Below are 19,300 nucleotides of genomic sequence, written 5' to 3' on the forward strand. Positions count from 1 at the left end.
ATAGCTGGAAAAGCTCAGATCCCAGTCCAGATCGGCCTTGCTGGCGACCGCCTTTCGAAACTGTTCGATCGCTTCTGGATAATCGCGCCGATACAGCGCCTGCAAGCCCTGCAAGGACTGCACGGCAGGCAGACCAGACGGCATCTGCGCCAGCGTTCGCTCGGCATCGTCAAGCCGGCCGAGGACCCACAGGCACTGCGGCCTGATCCACAGCGCGCCGGGAACGTCAGCATCGAGCCCGAGCCGGGTCTCGGCCAGCAGAGCCAGTGCTGCGTCGTAGTGCCCGATCAGGGCCTGAGTGGCAGCCACAGTAAAGATCACGAAATCATCCTTGGGTGCCAGCAGCCGGGCGCGCTCGAAATCGGCAACCGCCTGCTGCCACAAGCCCAGACGGCGCTCGAGCAGGCCCGACAGCAGCCAGACGTCGAAGTCACCGGGCAAGGCTTTCTTGACCGGCTCGAGCGTGGCCAGCGCCCCGTCGTAATCGCGGCGTCCGTAGTACAGGAACACTGCGCGGGCCTTGGCGACCTGCGGCAGTTCCGGAGCCAGCGCGGTGGCGCGATCGAGCGCTGCCTGGCCTTCGAGCGCCAGCTGGCCATCGCCGTATCCGCCCCAGACCGCCAGGCTCGCGTAACGCGAAAGTTCCGCCCAGGCCAGTGCGAAGTCGGGATCCAGTGCCACCGCTTCCCGGTAGATGGCGATCTTCTGGTCGATCTCCTGCCGACTCATCTGCCCGCTCGATGCGCGTGCCTTCACGTACAACGCATAAGCAGCAGGATTGGCTGTCGGTGACGTGGTCAGGGCCACTCGCTCGGCAGGCGTCAGCTTCGCCTTCAAGGACGCGGCGATCTTCTGCGCAACCTCGCTCTGCACGGCGAACACGTCGTCGAGTTCACGATCGTAGGTTTCGGCCCAGAGGTGATTGTCGGTCGCCGCATCGATCAACTGGACGTTGACGCGGATGCGGTTCGCCGATTTCTGGACGCTGCCTTCGAGGATGTGGGCCACGGCAAGCTCTTTGGCGATCTCGGCGATATTGCCCGGGCGGCTCGCATAGCGCTGCGTCGAGGTCCGCGAGATGACCTTGAGATCGCCGATCCGGGCCAGGCCGGTCAGGATCTCGTCCTGGATACCGTTGGCGAAAAATGCGTTCGCCGGTTCCGCCGACAGGTTCTCGAACGGCAGCACGGCAATCGATTTGTCGGCCAGCCCGGCAGTTGCCTTGCTCGACGTCAGCCGGTCGGTCAGCAGCAACACCACGGCCAGCGCCAGCACCGCGATGATCCAGCGATCGAGCGTCTTGCCGGTCTGCTTGGTGGCCGACTCGCTGCGGTCGATCTCGCTTTCCAGCTTGATACCCTGCGGCGTCCATTCGTAGAACCAGGAAAACAGCATCGCGAAGGGGAAGCCGATCACCACCGCGATGACGACGATGCGCACCGTTGCATTCGGGATGTCGAAGAACGGGAACACTTGGGTCGCGACCTGCACCAGCAGCCAGGCCGCGCCGGCATAGAACAGCGCCGCGCGATGGACATTGCGGCGTTGCAGTTCGGCAATAAAGTTCACGGTTCGCCCTTCCCCGCGCAAACCTTCGAAGCGTAGGGATCATGCGTTCTCAGGTCCTGGATGACCGCCGCGAAACGCGGCTCGCAGCGGATCGGATCCATCGCCGGCAGCATCACCGCCCAGTCCATGCTGGCGCCGATTTCGCCGGCGATGCGCTCGATGTAGTCCAGCGCAAGCCCAGGCTCGCCCAGCATCATCAGCAGCGCTGCGATCACCTGATCCTCCAGCGTATTGCCACTGGCCGGGTCGGCCTGACTATTGAACGGCAGCGCGGCCATCTTCACGGCCAGCGCATGACGATCGGCGCGGCCGGCAAATGCGTCGATCAAGGCTTGCGTCTGGCCGCTGCGCGCCTGGGCCGCTTCCATTCGTTCGAACGCCGACTTCGCGGCATCGAGATCACCCAGCATCAGCCGGGCCAGACCCACATACTGCAGGCAGGACGGATGGTTGGGAACGAACGCCAGCAACTGCTCGCAGCGCTGCGAGGCCTCGGCGACTCTGCCCAGGGTCAGTAGCGAGAAGGCGTGGTTCTCGGCAATCACCGGCGAACGCGGGTCGAGCAGCGTCGCTCGCTCCAGCGCCTCCAGCCCGGCAGCGAGTTGTCCGCTGGTGAACTGGTTGATCCCCAGCCATTGATGGGCCGTCGCGAACGACGGTCGCAGCAGGATGGCGCGGCGGAGCAGTGCATCGGAGGTCAGGCGCTGCCGGCTGTTTGCCGAGTTGTTGCCCAAGGCGGCATAGGCTTCGGGCAGCGCAGGATCAAGCGCCAGGGCGCGCAGGGCCGCATCGGTCGACAGCTTCAATCCTTCGTCGAAACTCATGCGCGCGCTATAGGCCGGCAGTACCGAGTAGACCAGTGCCAGTCCCGCATGGCCGGCGGCGAATGTCGGATCGGTGACCGTGGCCTGCGTGAACAGATCGACCGCCTGCCACGACGTATCGGGGCGACGCGCGTGCCACAGGGCGATGCCGCGCAGGTAGAGATCGTAGGCGGCGACGTTGCTGGTGCCCGTCGAACGGCTACCGGTCTGCTCCGGATTGCCGAGCTTCACTTCCAGTTCCTTGCCGATCGCCGTGGCGATCTCGTCCTGGATCGCGAAGATGTCTTCGAGCTTGCGGTCGTAGGTCTGCGACCAGACGTGGAAGCCATTGCTGGCGTCGATCAGCTGCGCGGTGATGCGCACGCGCTCGCCCTGCTTGCGGACGCTGCCTTCCAGCACCATGCGCACGCCGAGCGCCTGGGCGATGTCGGGAATCTCCAGGGTCTTGCCCTTGAACGAGAAGGACGAGGTTCTGGCCGCCACGCGCAGCTCCGGTGCGCGCGCCAGCACGTTGAGAATTTCTTCGCTGATGCCGTCGGAGAAATACTCGTTCGCGGCATCGCCGGACATGTTGACGAACGGCAGCACGGCGATCGAGCGGTCGAGCTCGACCGGCTCGGTGTGACGGCCGATCAGCACGTTGGCGAGCAGCACCACCACGGCCAGCGCCAACACCGCGATGATCCAGCGATCGAGCGTCTTGCCGGTCTGCCGGGTGACCGATTCGCTGCGATCGATCTCGCTTTCCAGCTTGATGCCCTGCGGCGTCCATTCGTAGAACCACGAGAACAGCATCGCGAATGGAAAGCCGATCACCACCGCGATGACGACGATGCGAACCGTGCTGTTCGGGATGTCGAAGAACGGAAAAACCTGCGTCGCGATCTGCACCAGCAGCCAGGCCGCTGCGGCGTAGAACATCGCGGCCCGGTGAACGTTGCGGCGCTGGAGTTCGCCCAGAAAAGTCGACTTCAGCGGCATCTCGGCGGCGTCCCGGTACTGGCTTTCTGGTAGTGGGGATCGTGGCTCTTCGGCAGTTGGATTACTTGCCTGGAAACGCGGTCGCGACGGTAGCGGCGTTGATGCCGATGGCGTCGCCGGCGAGTTTATCGTGTTGATTGGATTGTCGGCGACCGACCTCTGGGCACTCTGTGCGCTGCCTCAGGAACCCCAGCGCCAGGTCACGCCGATGTGGAAACCGCGGTCCGGCGCCGGCTCGAAATAGCGGCCGTTGCTGTCGTTGACGATCACCGAACCGGCGTAGCGCTGGTCGAACAGGTTGTAGACGCGCAGGAAGGCTTCGAGGTCACAGCGGCTGCTCAGCAGGCGGTAGGCGATGCTGGCGTTGACCACCGTGTAGCTCGGTGCCGAATCGCTGGCGACATCGTTGACCGGCACCTCGTCCGAGTAGCGCGCTTCGAGCGCGCCGGCCCAGCCCGGCCGGCCGCGGTGCCAGCTCAGTTCGGTGTAGACGCTGTTGCTGGCGACACCGGGAATCGGCGTGCCATCCGCCACCAGGACCGTGCTGGCGCCGTTGCTGTAGCTGTAAGCCTCGGTGAACTTGGCGTCGAGATGATTCGCGGCGACTTGCAGGCGCAGGTCGGCCGGCAGGCTGAAGGCAAGACCGAGTTCGGCGCCACGACGGCGCGTGGTGCCGGCGTTCTGGAAGCTGGCGCGGCCGTCGATGGTGGCGGCCGGCACGATCTCGTCGTCGGCATCGATGTTGAACACCGCCAGCGTCAGCAAGCCGCGCGAGCCGAGCTGCTGCTTCATGCCCAGTTCGACGCTGCGGCTGCGCGAGGCATCGAGATCGAGATTGAGGCCACCTTCGGCATCGCTGCGGTAGGACAGTTCGTTGAAGGTCGGCGTCTCGAAGCCGATGCCGGCGCTCAAGTAGAACAAGCGCCCCTCGGCCTGCTCGAAGGCCAGGCTGGCGACCGGCAGGGTCGCCGAGAAATCGGTGGAGCCGCTGTCGTCCGGATTGCCTTCGCGGATGTAGTCGTCCTTGGACTTGAAGGCGACTCGGCTGTGGCGCACTGCGCCGCTCAGCCGCCAGCGTTCGGACAGCGCGTACTCGGCAAACAGGTATTGATCGAAGTTGTAGAGGTCGTTGCCCTCGTCGCGGCGCAAGGCACCACGCACACCTAGCGTGTCGCCGATGAAGTTCTCGTAGCCACGGCGACGTTCATCGGCCAGTTGGTACTGTAGGCCGGCGCTCAAGCTCAGATCGCCCAGCCGCCAGTTGCTGCGGGCATCGAAGCCGACACCGCTGCGGTTGAGATCGACGACACCGCCAGCTCGCGCAGGGGATGCCTGCGCCGTTTTCGGGATCGACAGGAACTGCTCGATCCGGCGGCCGCTGCCGTAGACGATCAGGTCCCAGTCGGCATTCGGCGACCACGGGCCGCTGTAGCCCATCGCGGCGCGCCAGTCGTCGGTGTTCTTGCGGGTGTTGTAGGTCTCGGCGGCAGCCGCCACCTGCTTCGGGTTCTGCTCGAACTGCTGCCGGGTCAGACCCAACGGATCCTGGGCGTCGCCGCCCCAGAGTGCGCCGGCCAGCAAGCGCAGTTGCTGGCCACCGCCGAGGTCGTAACGGGCGTTCAGCGCGCCGACATTGCGCTGCGCCTTGCTGTGATCGCGATAGCCGTCAGTGTCGTAGCGTTCGAGATCGACCCGGTAGCCGAGCCTCTGATCGGCGACTCGCCCGCCGATCGCCAGCGCTTCGCGCCAGCTGCCGTTGTTGCCGCCGCTGAAAGTGACTTCGCCACCGAGCTTGTCCGGCGGCGCTGCGCTGTATGCGGCGATCACGCCGCCGGAACTGTTGCCGTACTGGTAGGCCATCGGCCCGCGCAGCACTTCGATGCGATCGAGCGAGCCGATCAGCAGGTTCGACACCGCACCCTGCCCGTCCGGCGCGGTCAGCGGCACGCCGTCGGCGCGTAGCTGGATGCCGCGGACACCGAAGGTCGAACGGGCGCCGAAACCGCGAATCTGGATCTGCAGATCCTGGGCGCTGTTCTGGCGATCACGGACATCGACGCCGGGCACGCTATTCAGCGTCTCGGCGAGATTGATCTGCGGCCGGCCGCTTTTGAGCATCAATGCATCGACGACGCCGACTGCCGCCGCTGTCCGCGCTTCCGTCCGTGGCGTGCCGGTGCCGGTGACGACGACGGCCGGCAGTTGTTCGACGTGCTCGCCCTGTTCCGTCAGCACTTCATGCGGTACTTCCTCGGCAAACGCCGCGCCGCCGCCTGCCAGCAGTGCGAGCGCGGTGAACGCCGCTGCAGCCCGCGCCGAGCGCTCGCCGGATTCTTGTTGCTTGTCCATGTCGCCCCGTTTGTTGTTCTGTTTGTTCAGCCGAATGCCTGCCCCTAGCGCAAGCGACATGCCGCCATCGGCTGCCGCTTCCACATCGCGCTGCACTTCGCCGGAATGTCGAGCCGCAGCGCGGACTTGCGCCTGCGCAGCTCGACACTCCGCGACATCTCCCCCGCGCAGCATGTGGCCTTCGTCGCGACAGCGCCTGCGACAACTGTCGCAGCCCGCGTCTGCGACATCGCGACAAGTGCCTGCAGCAGCGACACCTGTCGCTTTCGAAGGCGACCACTGTCTCGCCTCACGTCCCGAATAAATTCATATCCGACAAGCACTTGTCAGCGGCCGAACCGACTGTCACTGCCGCCGTCAGCGATGGCACATCGGTTGCCCTTTTATGACGCCGCCAGACGGCACGCCCCTAGGTTCTTGAACTCAGGGGCGTCCATAAAAAACGTGAAGGAGGAGCAACACGATGTCCAGAATTCTCAACCGCCGGTTGTCGCGGCTTTCCACTGCAATCGCCACGGCCTTGCTGTCGCTGTGTGCCTCGGGTTCCGCTACGGCGATCACTTTCGACGTCATCGGCCCAGGCGAGTACGACCTGCCGGTGGACTTCAAACCGTTCAACGTCTTCGTCCAGTACGCCACCGTGCAGGACAACGAAAAGGTTCGCGATGCCAACGGCAAGAAGGTCGACGGCGATGGCAGCCAGCAGATCGTCGGACTGTCGAAGTACGTGCGCTTCTGGTCGCCGGACTGGAACCGGAAGATCGGCCTCGCCTACGAAATCATCGTGCCCGAGATCGGCGTCCGCAACGAGGCGGGCGGCTCCTATGTCGGCGGCCTCGGCGATCCGCTGACCGGCTTCGCGGCCTGGTATCGGCCGACCGATAGCTCGACCTTCGGCATCCAGTCTTTCCTCGTCGTGCCGGTCGGCAATGAGTCGGTCGCCGACACCAACTGGAAGAACCTGACCAGCCTGTTGTGGAACTGGAAGGGCGGCAAGTTCCAGGTCACCGGCAACGGCGGCCTGGTCTGGCAGGGCGAGCGCACCAACGGCGTCAAGCCAGCGGTGAACTGGCATACCAACAACCGCTTCGGTTACCGCATCAGCAAGTACCTCGAACCGTTCTTGGGCCTGGACTACGAGTACGCCGCTGCGAAGAACGGCGCGCCGAAGAGCTGGGCTTTCGATGCCGGTGCCGGCGTGGTGCTGCACACCTTCGAGAACCAGTCGATCGCGCTGCGCTACTCGACCACCGTCGACGGCGCCAGCCATTCCCAGAACGACAGCTTCAACCTCAAGTACGTCTACGTCTGGTGAACCCGGGCACTTGCCCGCTCCCGATCCGGCTTTTCCCGAACCCCGCAGACAGGACAGCGCCCTGCCCCTGCGGCGTCCGGCTGACTGCCGCGCCTGACGGCCAACCCCTCACTTAGGAGAACTCCCAAAAATGTCCAGCGAGTATCAGAACTACATCGACGGCCGTTTCGTCGCCCATCGCGGCGGCACCATCGAAGTCCACAACCCCGCCACCCAGGAGCTGATCGCCCGGGTGCCGGACGCCGGTGCCGACGTCGTCGACGAAGCCGTGGCCGCCGCCCGGCGCGCGCAGCCGGCCTGGGAAAAGCTGCCGGCGATCCAGCGTGCCGGCTACCTGCGCAAGATCTCCGCGAAGCTGCGCGAGAACGTCGAGATGCTGGCGACGATCATCGCCGGCGAGCAGGGCAAGGTCATGCCGCTGGCGCGGGTCGAGGTGAACTTCACCGCCGACTACATCGACTACATGGCGGAATGGGCGCGCCGCCTCGATGGCGAGGTGCTGACCAGCGACAGAGTCGGCGAGCACATCTTCCTGCTGCGCAAGCCGCTGGGCGTGGCCGCCGGCATCCTGCCGTGGAATTTCCCGTTCTTCCTGATCGCCCGGAAGATGGCGCCGGCGCTGATCACCGGCAACACCGTGGTGATCAAGCCCAGCGAGGAAACGCCGCTCAACGCCTTCGCGTTCACCAAGCTGCTGGCCGAGACCGATCTGCCGCCCGGCGTGTTCAACCTGGTCTGCGGCAGTGGTGCCAGCGTTGGCGCAGCGCTGACCGCGCACAAGGGCATCAACCTGATCACCTTCACCGGCAGCGTCGGCACCGGCATCCGCATCATGCAGGCTGCGGCTCCGAACCTGACGCGAGTCAATCTCGAACTCGGCGGCAAGGCGCCGTCGATCGTGCTCAACGATGCCGATCTCGATCTGGCCGCGAAAGCTCTGGTCGCCTCGCGGGTGATCAATACCGGGCAGGTCTGCAACTGCGTCGAGCGGGTCTACGTGCAGCGTGGCATCGCCGAAGCACTGACCGAAAAGCTGGTGAAGCGGATGGCGGCGACGCGCTTCGGCGATCCGCTGGCCGACGAGACGCTGGACATGGGCCCGCTGGTCAACCAGGTCGGATTAGCAAAGGTCGAGCAGCTGGTCGACAGCGCTCGAGCCGCAGGTGCCGAAGTGCTCACCGGCGGCACGCGTGCCGATCTGCCGCGCGGCTATCACTACCTGCCGACCGTGGTCGCCGGCTGCACGTCCGACATGGCGATCATGCGTGACGAGATCTTCGGCCCGGTGCTGCCGCTGCAGATCGTCGACGACCTCGACGAAGCCATCGCCCGCGCCAACGACTCCGACTACGGGCTCACCTCGTCGATCTTCACGCGCGACATCAACGCCGCGATGAAGGCCGTCCGCGAACTGCAGTTCGGCGAGACCTACATCAACCGCGAGCACTTCGAAGCGATGCAGGGCTTCCACGCCGGCCGCAAGAAATCCGGCATCGGCGGCGCCGACGGCCATCACGGCCTGCTCGAGTTCACCGAAACCCACGTCGTCTATCTGCAGACGTCCTGAACCGAGGACTCATCACGATGAGCAAACCGAGCCCACACGATGCCTGCGCCTGCTGCGCGACTGACCTGCCGACCGACAGCGGTCGCCGCCAGATGCTGACCGGCGCACTGAGCCTGGCAGCACTGGCCGCCACCAGCCTGCCAGCGATGGCACAGGACGCCACCGCTGCCCGCAGCCTGAAACCGCAGCCCGGCGACAAGCTGGCTTTCATGCTCGGCCCGAAGGCCGGCCAGGAAATCCTGCCGGCGGATATCCAGTTCGGCGAGCCGCCGACCCTGGCCTATCCGCTGGATCCGACCACCGGCAAGGCGCTGGTAGCCAAGGCCAGCATGTTGACCGTCATCCGCCTGAAGCCGGACGACCTCAAGCCTGCCAGTGCTGCGAATTCCGCCGACGGCATCGTCGCCTACTCGTCGCTGTGCACGCACTACGGCTGCCCGATCACCACCTTGCATCCGAGCCAGACGCAGATCGTCTGCAACTGCCACGGCTCGGTGTTCAACGCCGCCGATCGCGGCGTGGTCAGCAATGGCCCGGCTCAGCGTCGGCTGGCCATGTTGCCGCTGGCGATCAAGGACGGCGCGGTGGTGGTCACCGGCAAGTTCGATGGCCCTCTGGGCCCGCCGACCTGATTCCGTTCCAACAAGCACGCACCCATCAAAAGCTTCACCAGGAGGAGAAAATAACGATGAAAGTGTCATTGATCACGGCTGCGTTCACCGCAGTCATCACATCCGCAGCATTCGCTGCTGCGCCCGTCACCACACTGCCCGACTACAAGCTGGTCACCGATGCCCGGCTGACCAATCCGGAGCCAGAGAACTGGCTGCTGACCAAGGGCAATTACGAGGGCTGGAGCTACAGCAAGCTCAATCAGATCACCACCGACAACGTGGCCAAGCTGAAGCCCGTCTGGTCATCGGCCACCGGCGTCAACTCCGGCCACGAGGCGCCGGCGATCGTCAACGGCGAATACATGTTCGTGGCCACGCCGCACAACCACGTGTTCGCCTACAACGCCAAGACCGGCAAGCCGCTGTGGCACTTCCAGCGCGAGGTGCCGGAAGGCATCGGCGCCCTGCATCGCACCAACCGCGGCGTGTCGCTGTGGAAGGACAAGGTCTATGTCGGCAGTGTCGACTGCATGCTCAGCGCGCTCGATGCCAAGACCGGCAAACTGCTCTGGGATGCGCAGGTCTGCGACTGGGAAACCGAGAGCGCCTACATCACCTCCGCACCACTGATCGTCAAGGGCAAGGTGCTGATCGGCCCGTCCGGTGGCGAGTTCGGCGTGCGCGGCTTCCTCAAGGCCTTCGATGCCGAAACCGGCAAGCTGGCCTGGACCCGTTACGCGGTGCCGGCGCCGGGCGACAAGGGCTCGGAAACCTGGCCGCAGACCGGCGAGTGGAAGGACGCCTGGAAGAAAGGTGGCGGCACCATGTGGATGCCGGGCAATTACGACTCGAAGAACGACGTCATCTACTGGGGCGTCGGCAACGGTGCGCCCTGGCTGGGCGATCAGCGTCCGGGCGACAACCTGTATCTGGCTTCGGTGCTCGCGCTCGATCCGGCCACCGGCGACATCAAGAGTCACTTCCAGTACCACTGGAATGACTCCTGGGACTGGGCCGGCATGAACGCGCCGACCCTGGTCGAGTACACCAAGAACGGCAAGAAAGTGACCGGCATGGTCAGCGCCCAGCGCAACGGCCGCATCTACTGGCTGGACCGCGACGCCAAGGGCAAGATCACCTACAACAAGTCCGAGCCCTACGTCACCAACACGGTGTTCACCAGCATTGATCCGAAGACCGGCCGCCCGACCTACAACAAGGACGCCAAGCCGCACACCAACGAAACCCACACCTACTGCCCGAGCCTCTGGGGCGGCAAGGACTGGCCGTTCGAAGCCTACAACCCGGACACCGGGATGCTCTACATCCCGTACAACGACAACCACTGCCTGACCCTCACCGGCATGATCCAGCCAGTCATCCCCGGCACCTGGTCAGCGGGTGTCGACATCAACAAGCTCGACCTGTCGGTGAAGAAGGGCTTCGACCACATCGGCGGCATCCAGGCCTGGGACATCAACACCGGCAAGGAAGTCTGGCGCGAGAAGTACCCGCATTCGTGGAACTGGGGCTCGATCCTGACCACCGCCGGCGGCGTGCTGTTCGCCGGTGGCACCAACGACAAGATGTTCCGCGCCTACGACGCCAAGTCCGGCAAGCTGCTGTGGGAGTTCCCCACCCCGTCCGGCATCATCTCGCCGCCCAGCAGCTTCTCGATCGACGGCAAGCAGTACATCGCCGTGGTGTCCGGCTACGGCGTCGATGCCCAGTGGATCCAGGGAAAGATGCATGGCCTGGCTGGCTGGGACGAGAAGGTTCCCGAAGGCGGCAGCGTCTGGGTGTTTGCACTCGGCAACTGATCCCAGGCTCGCTTGAGCCCATCGCTTGAACGTCGGGCCGCCGCAGTCTTCTCTCGGGAAGGCCGGGCGGCCCGATTCGTTTCCAGCTCCGCTGCGCCAGGCAGCGGACCACATTCGCAACAACGCCTGAGGGTTTCTCTCATGACTGCATCTCAATTTTTCGCGCCAGCTGCACGCAGCGCGGCCATGCTCGTCCTGCTCGCAGGAATCTGTTTCAGCGATGGCGCCAACGCGCTGGAAAGAAAGCCGGTCCTCTCGCTGGAAGCCGCCCGCAAGATCGCCGCGGGCTGCATCGCCAAGGCCATCGAGATGGGCTGGAAGATGAACATCGCCATCGTCGACAGCGGCGCGAATCCGGTCCTGTTCGAACGCATGGACGACGCCGCACTCGGCTCCATCGAACACGCCGAACTCAAGTCGGTGCATTCAGCAAAGATGGGCGGCTCCACCCGCATGTTCGGCGAGCTGACCTGGGGCAAGGACAACAAGGGCGGCGTGCTGCCGGGCCTCGCCACGCTACCCGGCTTCGTCACCTTCCCCGGCGGCCTGCCGATCAAGGCGGGTGAAGCACTGGTTGGCGGCGTCGGAGTCAGCGGCAGCATGCCGGACAACGACGAGATCTGTGCTCAGGCTGGGCTTGATGCGGCGAAGAGTCTGCTGAAGTAAATCCGCGTCTCGACGTGAGCCCGTGTATGGCGGAAGAACCGAAGGCGCATCCCGCCTTCGGTAACCCTGCAGATTGACTGCGTGGCGGGATGCGCGATCGATATGCACGAGGTCAATGCGGCCTGATCACGACATTCATGCTCGGCGGCACGGCCTCCTGTCGATATGCCCCCGGCATTACTTTTTCAAAGTGGCTTGGTGTAGTCGGCCAGCGCCGGAAACACCTGCGCATCCTCAAAGAACTGGCCTTCCTCGTAGCTGCCAATGGCCGTCCGCTCGCGGATGCGCCAACCCTCGGGATGACGCGCGAGCAGGTCGTGGTAGTAGCCGCCCAGAATCCAGTTGGCGCGCGTTCCGTCCTTCAGGATCTGCACGTGCACCGCGTGCACGGTGCTGGTCGTGCGCGCGAGCTGGCCATCGCTCTCGAATTCGATGACCGGAGGCGAGACCAGATGCTGCGTCGCATAACAGCGCTCGTGGAACGACATGGCGACATCGATGCCTGCCGACATCGAAAACTCGACGAACTGGCCCAGCAGGTAATAGTGCTGCCGGGCGTTCGGCTCGAATGCCTTAGGAAGCAATTCGCGATGCCGCTTGTGATCGTAGGCACGCGCCACCAACTGGATCGTGCGGGTAATCGCCAGTTCGTCTTCAACGCGGGTGTTCGGCATGACAGGATTCTCCGTCCAGAGGAGCAGCGGCTCAGACCAGCGTCTCGGCTACGGGCGCTTTGCCTTTCACCGCGCTTTCCACCTGGAGTGATGCCAGGAACGCGGCAATCTGCTCGGTGATCTCGGCGGCCCGCGGCACATAGCGGGACATGTAGAACACCGCGTGAACGAGTCCCTCCAGGCGATGGATCCGCACGGGAACGCCAGCCGCCTGCAGCGCACGGCCATAGTCCTCGCCTTCGTCGCAGGTCGGATCGCACTCCGCAGACAGGATCAACGCGGGTGCAAGACCGGCCAGCGACTTCGCACGTCCCGGGGACGCCAGTGGCGAAGCTGCCTTGGCCATATCGCCGAGGTAAGCGCCCCACATGCCCAGCGCAGCGATGGTCTTCAACACCGGCCCGTTGGCGTACTCGACTCTCGAGCGCGTGTTCGCTTCAGCGTCGATGGTCGGATAGATCAGCACCTGGCCGCTCAGGGCAGGACCGCCTTCATCGCGCGCGCGCTGAGCGGCGACGGCGGCGAGCGCGCCGCCTGCACTCTCGCCCATCACGACGAGTCGCTTGGGATCGCCGCCGTGCTTGGCGATGTTTGCAGCCGTCCACTTCAGGGCCGCGAAACTGTCGTCCGTCGCCGCCGGAAATGGCGCTTCGGGTGCCAGCCGGTAACTCGGTGCGACCACGATCGCCTGCAGATCGTCGGCCATGCAGCCGCAGACGCCGGCACACATGTCGATGCTGCCGGCGATGAAGCCGCCGCCGTGCAGATAGACGATCACCGGCAGCGGCCCTTTCGCGTTCCGGGGTCGATAGATGTAGACCGGCCGCGCGTCGGCAGGACCGGGATAGGTGGTCTCGATCCGTTCGACGGACGCCGGCACCGGCTTCTGCAGACCGATGAAGCTCTCGACCACGGCGCGTGCCTCTTCGACCGAGCAATCCTCGAGCGACTTGGTTTCCTCCATCAACATGGCGCCCACCACGAGTGCCGCACCAGCGTCGATGCGGACCATCGGTGGCACCCGGTCCGCCGGTGCACCGTCGATGCGGAAGCCGGCATAGCCGTGGTCCACCACGTCCCTGCACATTTCGCGGTACAGCGGTGCGGAGCCAGCAAACATGAACACGCTGCGCGGCTTGCCGGGAATGTTGGCGCCCATGTACCAGGAGTTGGCGCGCGGGAACAGCGTCATGTTGAGGGTGTCGCTGACCATCTTGAACCAGGCCGTTTCCGCAGCTTCGTCGGCCTCGAAGGTCTTCGCACCCTTGTCGAGCACGTGCTGAATCGCGTTGGCCGCGAAGTCGACGTGATCCTCGATCGCCAGCGGGTTGTTGTAGAGGATGACGGCGCTGGTCGGACCGGTGATGGTGAACAGGTTGGGGAACCCGGCGCTCGCGATGCCGAGGTAGGTCCGGGGACCATGCGCCCAGCGATCCTGCAGACGCAGTCCGTCGCGGCCCACGATGTTGAGCGCGAACAGTGCGCCGGTCACGGCGTCGAAACCGGTGGCCAGCGCGATCGCATCGAACTCGTGCTCCTTGCCGTTGATGCGGATGCCTTTCTCGGTCACTTCCTCGAGCGGCGTGGCGCGCAGGTCGACCAAGCTGACGTTTTCGCGATTGAAAGTTTCGTAGTAATCCTCTTCGACGGTCGGCCGCTTGGTTGCATAAGGATGATCCGTGGGACACAGGATCTCGGCCAGCACAGGGTTCTTGACCTTCTCGCGGATCTTCCCGCGTACGTATTCCGCCACGGTTGCGTTGGCGCGCTCGTCGGTCAGCAGGTCGCCGTAGCTCGAGACCAGCAGGTTGAAGCCGCCCCTTTCCCACAGCTCGTCGTAGCGCGCACGCCGCGTTTCCGGGCTGACCTCCAGCGCGCTGGGTGCGGGGTTCTGGTAGGGCACGCCGAGGAAGCGCAGCCGCGACTTGCCGCGCAGCTGCTGCGCGTTCTGCGCGTTCCACTGCTGCTGCTCGGGAGTGAGCTTCTTGTTGTGCATCGCTACCGCGTAGTTCGGCGTGCGCTGGAACACGGTGAGCTGCGCGGCCTGTTTGGCGATCTGCGGAATCAGCTGGATGCCGCTCGATCCGGTGCCGATGACGCCAACGCGTTTGCCGGTGAAGTCGACGCCCTCGTGCGGCCAGCTGCCGGTGAAGTACACCGGCCCCTTGTAGCGCTCGAAGCCCGGAAATTCGGCCTGCGACTTGGGCACCGTCACGTTGCCGCTGCCGGCAACGACGAAGCGCGCGGAGATGGTCTCTCCGGTGTCCGTGCTCACGGTCCAGCGCGCATCGGCTTCGCTCCAGACCATCGAGGTGACGCGCCGTCCGAACCGGAAGGAGCGGCGCAGATCGAACTTGTCCGCCACGAATTCGAGGTAACGCAGGATCTCCGGCTGACCGGCGTAGCGCTCGGACCATTGCCACTCGCGCTGGATCTCGTCGGAGAACGAATACGAGTAGTGGACCGATTCGATGTCGCAACGCGCACCGGGATAACGGTTCCAGTACCAGGTGCCCCCCACGCCGCCCGCGGCGTCGAGCCCGAGGACATTGAGTCCAAGATCGTCACGCAGGCGGTGGGTGGCGTACAGACCGGCGAAGCCGGCTCCGATGACGACGACGTCGAACTGCTGGTTCATGCTGGTCTCCTCACTCGTATGACCCGCCTCTAAGGAGCGAGCTTGAGCTTAGGATGTCCGGCAACGCTGCTCAGGACTTGGCAGAATCCGCAAATAACCTGGCAGATTCCGCAGGCTTCTGGAGCGCCCGAACATGGCCGGACCCTTGATCCGCAGCGTCATCCTGAGCGGCGCAGCCGAGAAGATTCGCCAGTACGGACGCAAGCCTGGTGCGATCGCCCGCAAGGCAGGCATTCCGATGGCCGCCCTGTCCGACCCGGACCTGTTGGTGAGCGGCCGCGCCGTGATGACGTTCTTCGAACTGGTGGCCGCGACCTGCCGGCGCCGAACCTTCGGCCTGGAAATGTCGGCAGGCGCCCACCTGGGCGCGGTGATCGGACCGCTGTGGGTGTTGCTGCGCAACGCGCTGACCGTCGAGCAGATGTGCGTCGACATGGCGAAGCACTTTTACCTCTACAGCAGCGCCGCGGTGATGACCTATCAGCCGACGAAATCCGGCGGCTTCCTCCACTGGTCGGCCGCCACCGGGTCCGGCGAGAGCGAAGTCCAGATGTCGGAGTTCGCGGTCGCCACGATACTCGGCGAAATCCGCATGCACGGGCCGCCGGGGTGGACGCCGCCGGGCGTGCATTTCCGGCATGAAGCGCCTGCGGACCTGCAGCTGCACCGGCGGATCTTCGGCCCCCATCTGCACTTCAACGGCGAACACAACGCCATCGAACTGGATGCCGCGATCCTGCGCCGCCCCCATTCGGCCGCCGAGCCGCATGTGCGATCCCTCGTGCACAAGGTGCTGCGCGACGACGAGGGATCCTCGGCTGCTCCGATCGAACTTCAGGTGGAGGGTTTGATCCGCGCGCTGCTGCCTTACGGATCGTGCTCCGCAGACGACGTGAGCCAAGCCCTGGGGATTTCGACGCGCACCTTGCAATTGCACTTGAACCAGGCGGGACAAAGCTTCCGCTCGATCAAGGACTCCGTTCGCGCGGATCTCGCTCAGAAATACCTGAAGCATTCCGGTCTGAACGTCACCCAGGTGGCGGCGCGACTCGGATACGGCGACCCGACCTCGCTGAGCCGTTCCTTCCGCCGCTGGCACGGCACTTCCGCGCGCAGTCAGCAACGTGTTCTGAAAATGAACGCGAAGATTCTTCCGCGACCCGCCCCGCAATGATCGGAGGCGACCTGCGATGTCGCGGTCTCGAAAGGCAGCTTGCGGTCTGACGGCAATCTGTTTTCCTCAGCCAGCGCAGGGCGGGAAAGCCGCAGGCGCATCCCGCCTTGCTCGTGCTCGTTGGTCTGCCGAAGAAGGAGCCTCCGAGAAAGTGGGGGCGATTCAGGGTCGAAATCCGCCAGAATGACCGATGTCCCCCCATCCGCCGGCCACTCCGATGATGACGCTCTACCACTGCATGAGCGCACGCTCGTTCCGTCCGCTATGGACACTTGAAGAATTGCAGCTGCCCTATGAACTGATCGTGCTGCCTTTTCCGCCTCGCGCGATCTCCAGGGAATACCTGGCCGTGAACTCGCTGGGGACCGTGCCCGCGTTCCGCGACGGTGAGGTATTCATGACCGAGTCGTCAGCGATCTCGCAGTACCTGGCCGATCGCAATCCCACCGGCGGGCTGTCGGTCGACAAGACCTCGCCGCACTACGGCGACTACCTCAATTTCCTTCATTTCGGCGAGGCGACGCTGACCTTCCCGCAGACGCTGATCCTGCGATACGGCCGCTTCGAGCCGAAGGATCGCCGCCAGTCGCAGATCGTCGAGGACTACACCAAGTGGTTCCTCTCGCGGCTGCGACGCATCGGCGAAGTCGTGCGGATGCGCCCTTACATGTGCGGCAACTTGTTCACCGCCGCGGACATCTCGGTGGGCTACGCCTTGCTGCTGGCCGAGAATTTGGGCCTGCGCCCACAGTTCCCGGAGGGCGTGGGCGAATACTGGGATCGTCTGAGCGCGCGGAAAGGGTTCGTCAGCGCGATAGCTGCACAGGAGCGTGCGGCGATCGCAGCCGGAATCTCGCCCGAGTTGGTGATGAACGCCTGATCAGCAGTCAAGCCGCTGCTTCCTGCGGTCGAGCCCAAGGGCGGGAAAGCCGCAGGCACATCCCGCCTTCCGCAGCGATGCGAGCTACTGCGTGGCGGGATGCACGGCCATACAGCCGGCCGCTTTCCCGCCCTACGATTCGATGACGTCTCCGCGTTCCTTACGTGCCGCAGCTAAGTACCAAGCTGTTTCAAAATACGAAACGACCGAAGCACTCAGCAAAACTGCGTCGGTACCACAATCCCATAGCGCTTCATCCGCCGGTAGATCGTCGCCCGGCACAGGTTCAGATCGCGGGCGACTTCGCTGATCACCCAGTGATGGCTGCGCAAGGTGCTGAGCAGATGCTGGTCCTCGCCGCCGCTGGCTTCGCATTGGTCTTCGTCGGGAACCGCAGTCGCTGTCGCAGTTGACGGTGTTGTATCGACAGTGAGCGCAGCGCTGACGGCCGCGTCGCGGACTTCGGCTGGCAGGTCGGCGATCTCGATGCCGCGCGTCTCGGCCATCGACAGCGCATAGCGCAGCACATTGCGCAGTTCGCGGATGTTGCCGGGCCAGCGGTAGTGCAGCAGCAGTTCCAGCGCTTGCGGGGCGATCCAGTCGGAGGTGCCGAGTGCGCCGGCTTCGTCGCGCAGGATGCGGCGGATCAGGTAGGCGCGGTCCTGGCGTTCGCGCAGCGGCGGCAGGTGCAGCGTAGCGCCGCTGAGGCGGTAATAGAGGTCTTCGCGGAACTGGCCGGAGGCGATCTGTTCGCGCAGCTTGCGGTGCGATGCAGCGATCAAGGTGAGGCTCAAGGGAATCGGCTTGTCGGCGCCCAGCGGCAGCACCTCGCCTTCCGACAGCACGCGCAGCAGTCGTGTCTGCAGCGGCAGCGGCATGTCGCCGATCTCGTCGAGGAACAGGGTGCCGCCATCGGCGCGCTGGATCAGGCCGACCATGCCGCGGCTACGGGCGCCGGTGAAGGTGCCGGGCTGGTAGCCGAACAGTTCGCTCTCGATCAGCGATTCCGGCAGCGCCGCGCAGTTGATCGCGACGAAGGCCTTGGCGGCGCGCGGGCTGGCCTGGTGCAAAGCCTTGGCGAGCACTTCCTTTCCGGTGCCGGTTTCACCCTGGATCAGCAGGTTGAACGGCCGGCTGGCGAGACGCTTGGCCTGGCTGATCAGCTGGCTCATCTGCGGATCGTTGTCGGCCAGCGCTTCCAGTTCGGCGACGTTGCCGGGCACGGCCGGCGTGCTGTTGGTCGACGTGGACGCCGTGCCACGGCGCGGCCCGCGCACCGTGCCGTAGTAGGCCTGATCGGTCCAGGTTTCAAGCAGGCCGCAGTCGTCGGCCTCGGTGCCACGCGCAAGACGCCAGATGTCCCCGGCGCGGTTGCGGAACACCGCGGCGAGGCTGTGGCCGACGAGGCTGCCGCGCACCACGCCTTCGACTGTCAGCTGCAACTGGCTGCGGGCACCGCTGTTGGCGCCGACGATGACGCCATCGGCATCGAAGGCGAGCATGGCTTCGGCGTTGACGTCGACCAGCGCCGGATTGCGGCTCATCTTGAGGATCCAGCGGTTGCCGAAATGGCGGATGAAGTTGGCGTCCTCGATCATCCGGCCGTACAGCGCAGTCAGGCGGCTGATCAGCTGCTGGTTGCTGCGCGACTGCGTGGTGGTGACGGTCGACAGGTCGAGCACGCCCATCAGCTCGCCTTCCGGATCGTAGAGCGGCGTGGCCGCGCAGCTGAGATCGAGATTGCCGGCGTAGTAGTGATCGCTGCTGTGACAGGTGAGCGTGCGGCGCTCGGCGAGGCAGGTGCCGATGCCGTTGGTGCCCGCTCTTTGCTCGTGCCAGTTGGCACCGGCGACGAGGCCGGCGCGAATCGGCGAATCGGCGGCCTGGGCTCCCAGGAAATCGAGCGCGATGCCATCGGCATCGGCCAGCATCAGCACGTAGTCGAGATCGGCCACCTGCGCGTACAGCTGCTCCATGCCGGCCCGCGCGGTGCGCAGATAGCGCGCGTGCTGCTCGCGACGCTCGCGCAGCTTGCCGGAGGACTCCACCTGCATGCGATGACGGCTAGAGGGATTGAGGCCGTAGTCGTTGTAGCAGCGCAGCCAAGATCGGTGGATCGGGTTGTCATCGGCAAGTGCTGGCACGGCGGCGTGCCGGCCGACGATGTTCATCACCGTGTTGATGTGGCTTTGCGATGCGTTCATTGCACTCCCCTCCTGAATTCCATAG

12 protein-coding genes and 1 pseudogene are annotated in these 19,300 nt (G+C 65.0%); 7 read left to right on the forward strand and 6 right to left on the reverse strand.

The window, feature by feature from the left end; all coding sequences use genetic code 11:
* The 3 genes and pseudogenes from Q0D45_RS03910 to Q0D45_RS03920 all read right to left on the reverse strand — a co-directional run.
* A pseudogene (locus Q0D45_RS03910) lies at positions 1–1,569 on the reverse strand (hypothetical protein); the annotation flags it as partial.
* Positions 1,566–3,374, reverse strand: a complete 1,809-nt coding sequence (locus Q0D45_RS03915; RefSeq protein WP_293388817.1) for a hypothetical protein — start codon at positions 3,372–3,374, stop codon at positions 1,566–1,568. The pseudogene Q0D45_RS03910 and the gene Q0D45_RS03915, both read right to left, overlap by 4 nt.
* A gap of 180 nt (positions 3,375–3,554) precedes the next feature.
* Positions 3,555–5,723: a TonB-dependent receptor gene (locus Q0D45_RS03920; RefSeq protein ID WP_293388821.1), complete on the reverse strand. Its 2,169-nt coding sequence runs from the start codon at positions 5,721–5,723 to the stop codon at positions 3,555–3,557.
* Positions 5,724–6,186: 463 nt separating this feature from the next.
* Here Q0D45_RS03920 and Q0D45_RS03925 point away from each other — a divergent pair, with 463 nt between their 5' ends.
* The 5 genes from Q0D45_RS03925 (at position 6,187) to Q0D45_RS03945 (ending at position 11,705) form a co-directional block, all read left to right on the forward strand.
* Positions 6,187–7,038, forward strand: coding sequence for a transporter (locus Q0D45_RS03925; protein WP_293388824.1), 852 nt, complete (start codon positions 6,187–6,189; stop codon positions 7,036–7,038).
* A 130-nt stretch (positions 7,039–7,168) separates the two neighbouring features.
* Complete coding sequence (gene aldA / locus Q0D45_RS03930; RefSeq protein WP_293388827.1) at positions 7,169–8,605, forward strand: aldehyde dehydrogenase; 1,437 nt, start codon at positions 7,169–7,171, stop codon at positions 8,603–8,605.
* Positions 8,606–8,622: 17 nt separating this feature from the next.
* On the forward strand, positions 8,623–9,237 hold the full coding sequence (locus Q0D45_RS03935; protein WP_293388830.1) for a Rieske (2Fe-2S) protein: 615 nt from the start codon (positions 8,623–8,625) through the stop codon (positions 9,235–9,237).
* A gap of 56 nt (positions 9,238–9,293) precedes the next feature.
* On the forward strand, positions 9,294–11,039 hold the full coding sequence (locus tag Q0D45_RS03940; protein WP_293388833.1) for a PQQ-dependent dehydrogenase, methanol/ethanol family: 1,746 nt from the start codon (positions 9,294–9,296) through the stop codon (positions 11,037–11,039).
* 12 nt (positions 11,040–11,051) lie between these two features.
* Complete coding sequence (locus Q0D45_RS03945; protein WP_293388836.1) at positions 11,052–11,705, forward strand: heme-binding protein; 654 nt, start codon at positions 11,052–11,054, stop codon at positions 11,703–11,705.
* Between the two features lie 185 nt (positions 11,706–11,890).
* Here the strand turns inward: Q0D45_RS03945 and Q0D45_RS03950 are convergent, their stop codons facing one another.
* Positions 11,891–12,379 carry a nuclear transport factor 2 family protein gene (locus tag Q0D45_RS03950; RefSeq protein ID WP_293388839.1) on the reverse strand — a complete coding sequence of 163 codons (489 nt, stop codon included), beginning with the start codon at positions 12,377–12,379 and terminating at the stop codon, positions 11,891–11,893.
* A gap of 31 nt (positions 12,380–12,410) precedes the next feature.
* Complete coding sequence (locus tag Q0D45_RS03955; RefSeq protein ID WP_293388842.1) at positions 12,411–15,017, reverse strand: alpha/beta hydrolase fold domain-containing protein; 2,607 nt, start codon at positions 15,015–15,017, stop codon at positions 12,411–12,413.
* Between the two features lie 133 nt (positions 15,018–15,150).
* Between Q0D45_RS03955 and Q0D45_RS03960 the strand changes: the two genes are divergently transcribed.
* Complete coding sequence (locus Q0D45_RS03960; RefSeq protein ID WP_293388845.1) at positions 15,151–16,191, forward strand: AraC family transcriptional regulator; 1,041 nt, start codon at positions 15,151–15,153, stop codon at positions 16,189–16,191.
* Positions 16,192–16,408: 217 nt separating this feature from the next.
* Positions 16,409–17,071: a glutathione S-transferase family protein gene (locus Q0D45_RS03965; protein ID WP_293388848.1), complete on the forward strand. Its 663-nt coding sequence runs from the start codon at positions 16,409–16,411 to the stop codon at positions 17,069–17,071.
* Positions 17,072–17,286: 215 nt separating this feature from the next.
* Here the strand turns inward: Q0D45_RS03965 and Q0D45_RS03970 are convergent, their stop codons facing one another.
* Complete coding sequence (locus tag Q0D45_RS03970; RefSeq protein WP_293388851.1) at positions 17,287–19,275, reverse strand: sigma-54-dependent Fis family transcriptional regulator; 1,989 nt, start codon at positions 19,273–19,275, stop codon at positions 17,287–17,289.
* Positions 19,276–19,300: the final 25 nt, after the last annotated feature.

Source organism: Nevskia sp., assembly GCF_023266035.1.
Classification (GTDB): domain Bacteria; phylum Pseudomonadota; class Gammaproteobacteria; order Nevskiales; family Nevskiaceae; genus Nevskia.

Bases quoted from the DNA above. Each gene is read 5' to 3' on its own strand.
- Q0D45_RS03970 (WP_293388851.1), bottom strand. From the start codon at position 19,275: ATGAACGCATCGCAAAGCCACATCAACACGGTGATGAACATCGTCGGC.
- Q0D45_RS03920 (WP_293388821.1), bottom strand. From the start codon at position 5,723: ATGGACAAGCAACAAGAATCCGGCGAGCGCTCGGCGCGGGCTGCAGCG.
- Q0D45_RS03950 (WP_293388839.1), bottom strand. From the start codon at position 12,379: ATGCCGAACACCCGCGTTGAAGACGAACTGGCGATTACCCGCACGATC.
- Q0D45_RS03925 (WP_293388824.1), top strand. From the start codon at position 6,187: ATGTCCAGAATTCTCAACCGCCGGTTGTCGCGGCTTTCCACTGCAATC.
- aldA (WP_293388827.1), top strand. From the start codon at position 7,169: ATGTCCAGCGAGTATCAGAACTACATCGACGGCCGTTTCGTCGCCCAT.
- Q0D45_RS03960 (WP_293388845.1), top strand. From the start codon at position 15,151: ATGGCCGGACCCTTGATCCGCAGCGTCATCCTGAGCGGCGCAGCCGAG.
- Q0D45_RS03955 (WP_293388842.1), bottom strand. From the start codon at position 15,017: ATGAACCAGCAGTTCGACGTCGTCGTCATCGGAGCCGGCTTCGCCGGT.
- Q0D45_RS03940 (WP_293388833.1), top strand. From the start codon at position 9,294: ATGAAAGTGTCATTGATCACGGCTGCGTTCACCGCAGTCATCACATCC.
- Q0D45_RS03965 (WP_293388848.1), top strand. From the start codon at position 16,409: ATGATGACGCTCTACCACTGCATGAGCGCACGCTCGTTCCGTCCGCTA.
- Q0D45_RS03935 (WP_293388830.1), top strand. From the start codon at position 8,623: ATGAGCAAACCGAGCCCACACGATGCCTGCGCCTGCTGCGCGACTGAC.
- Q0D45_RS03915 (WP_293388817.1), bottom strand. From the start codon at position 3,374: ATGCCGCTGAAGTCGACTTTTCTGGGCGAACTCCAGCGCCGCAACGTT.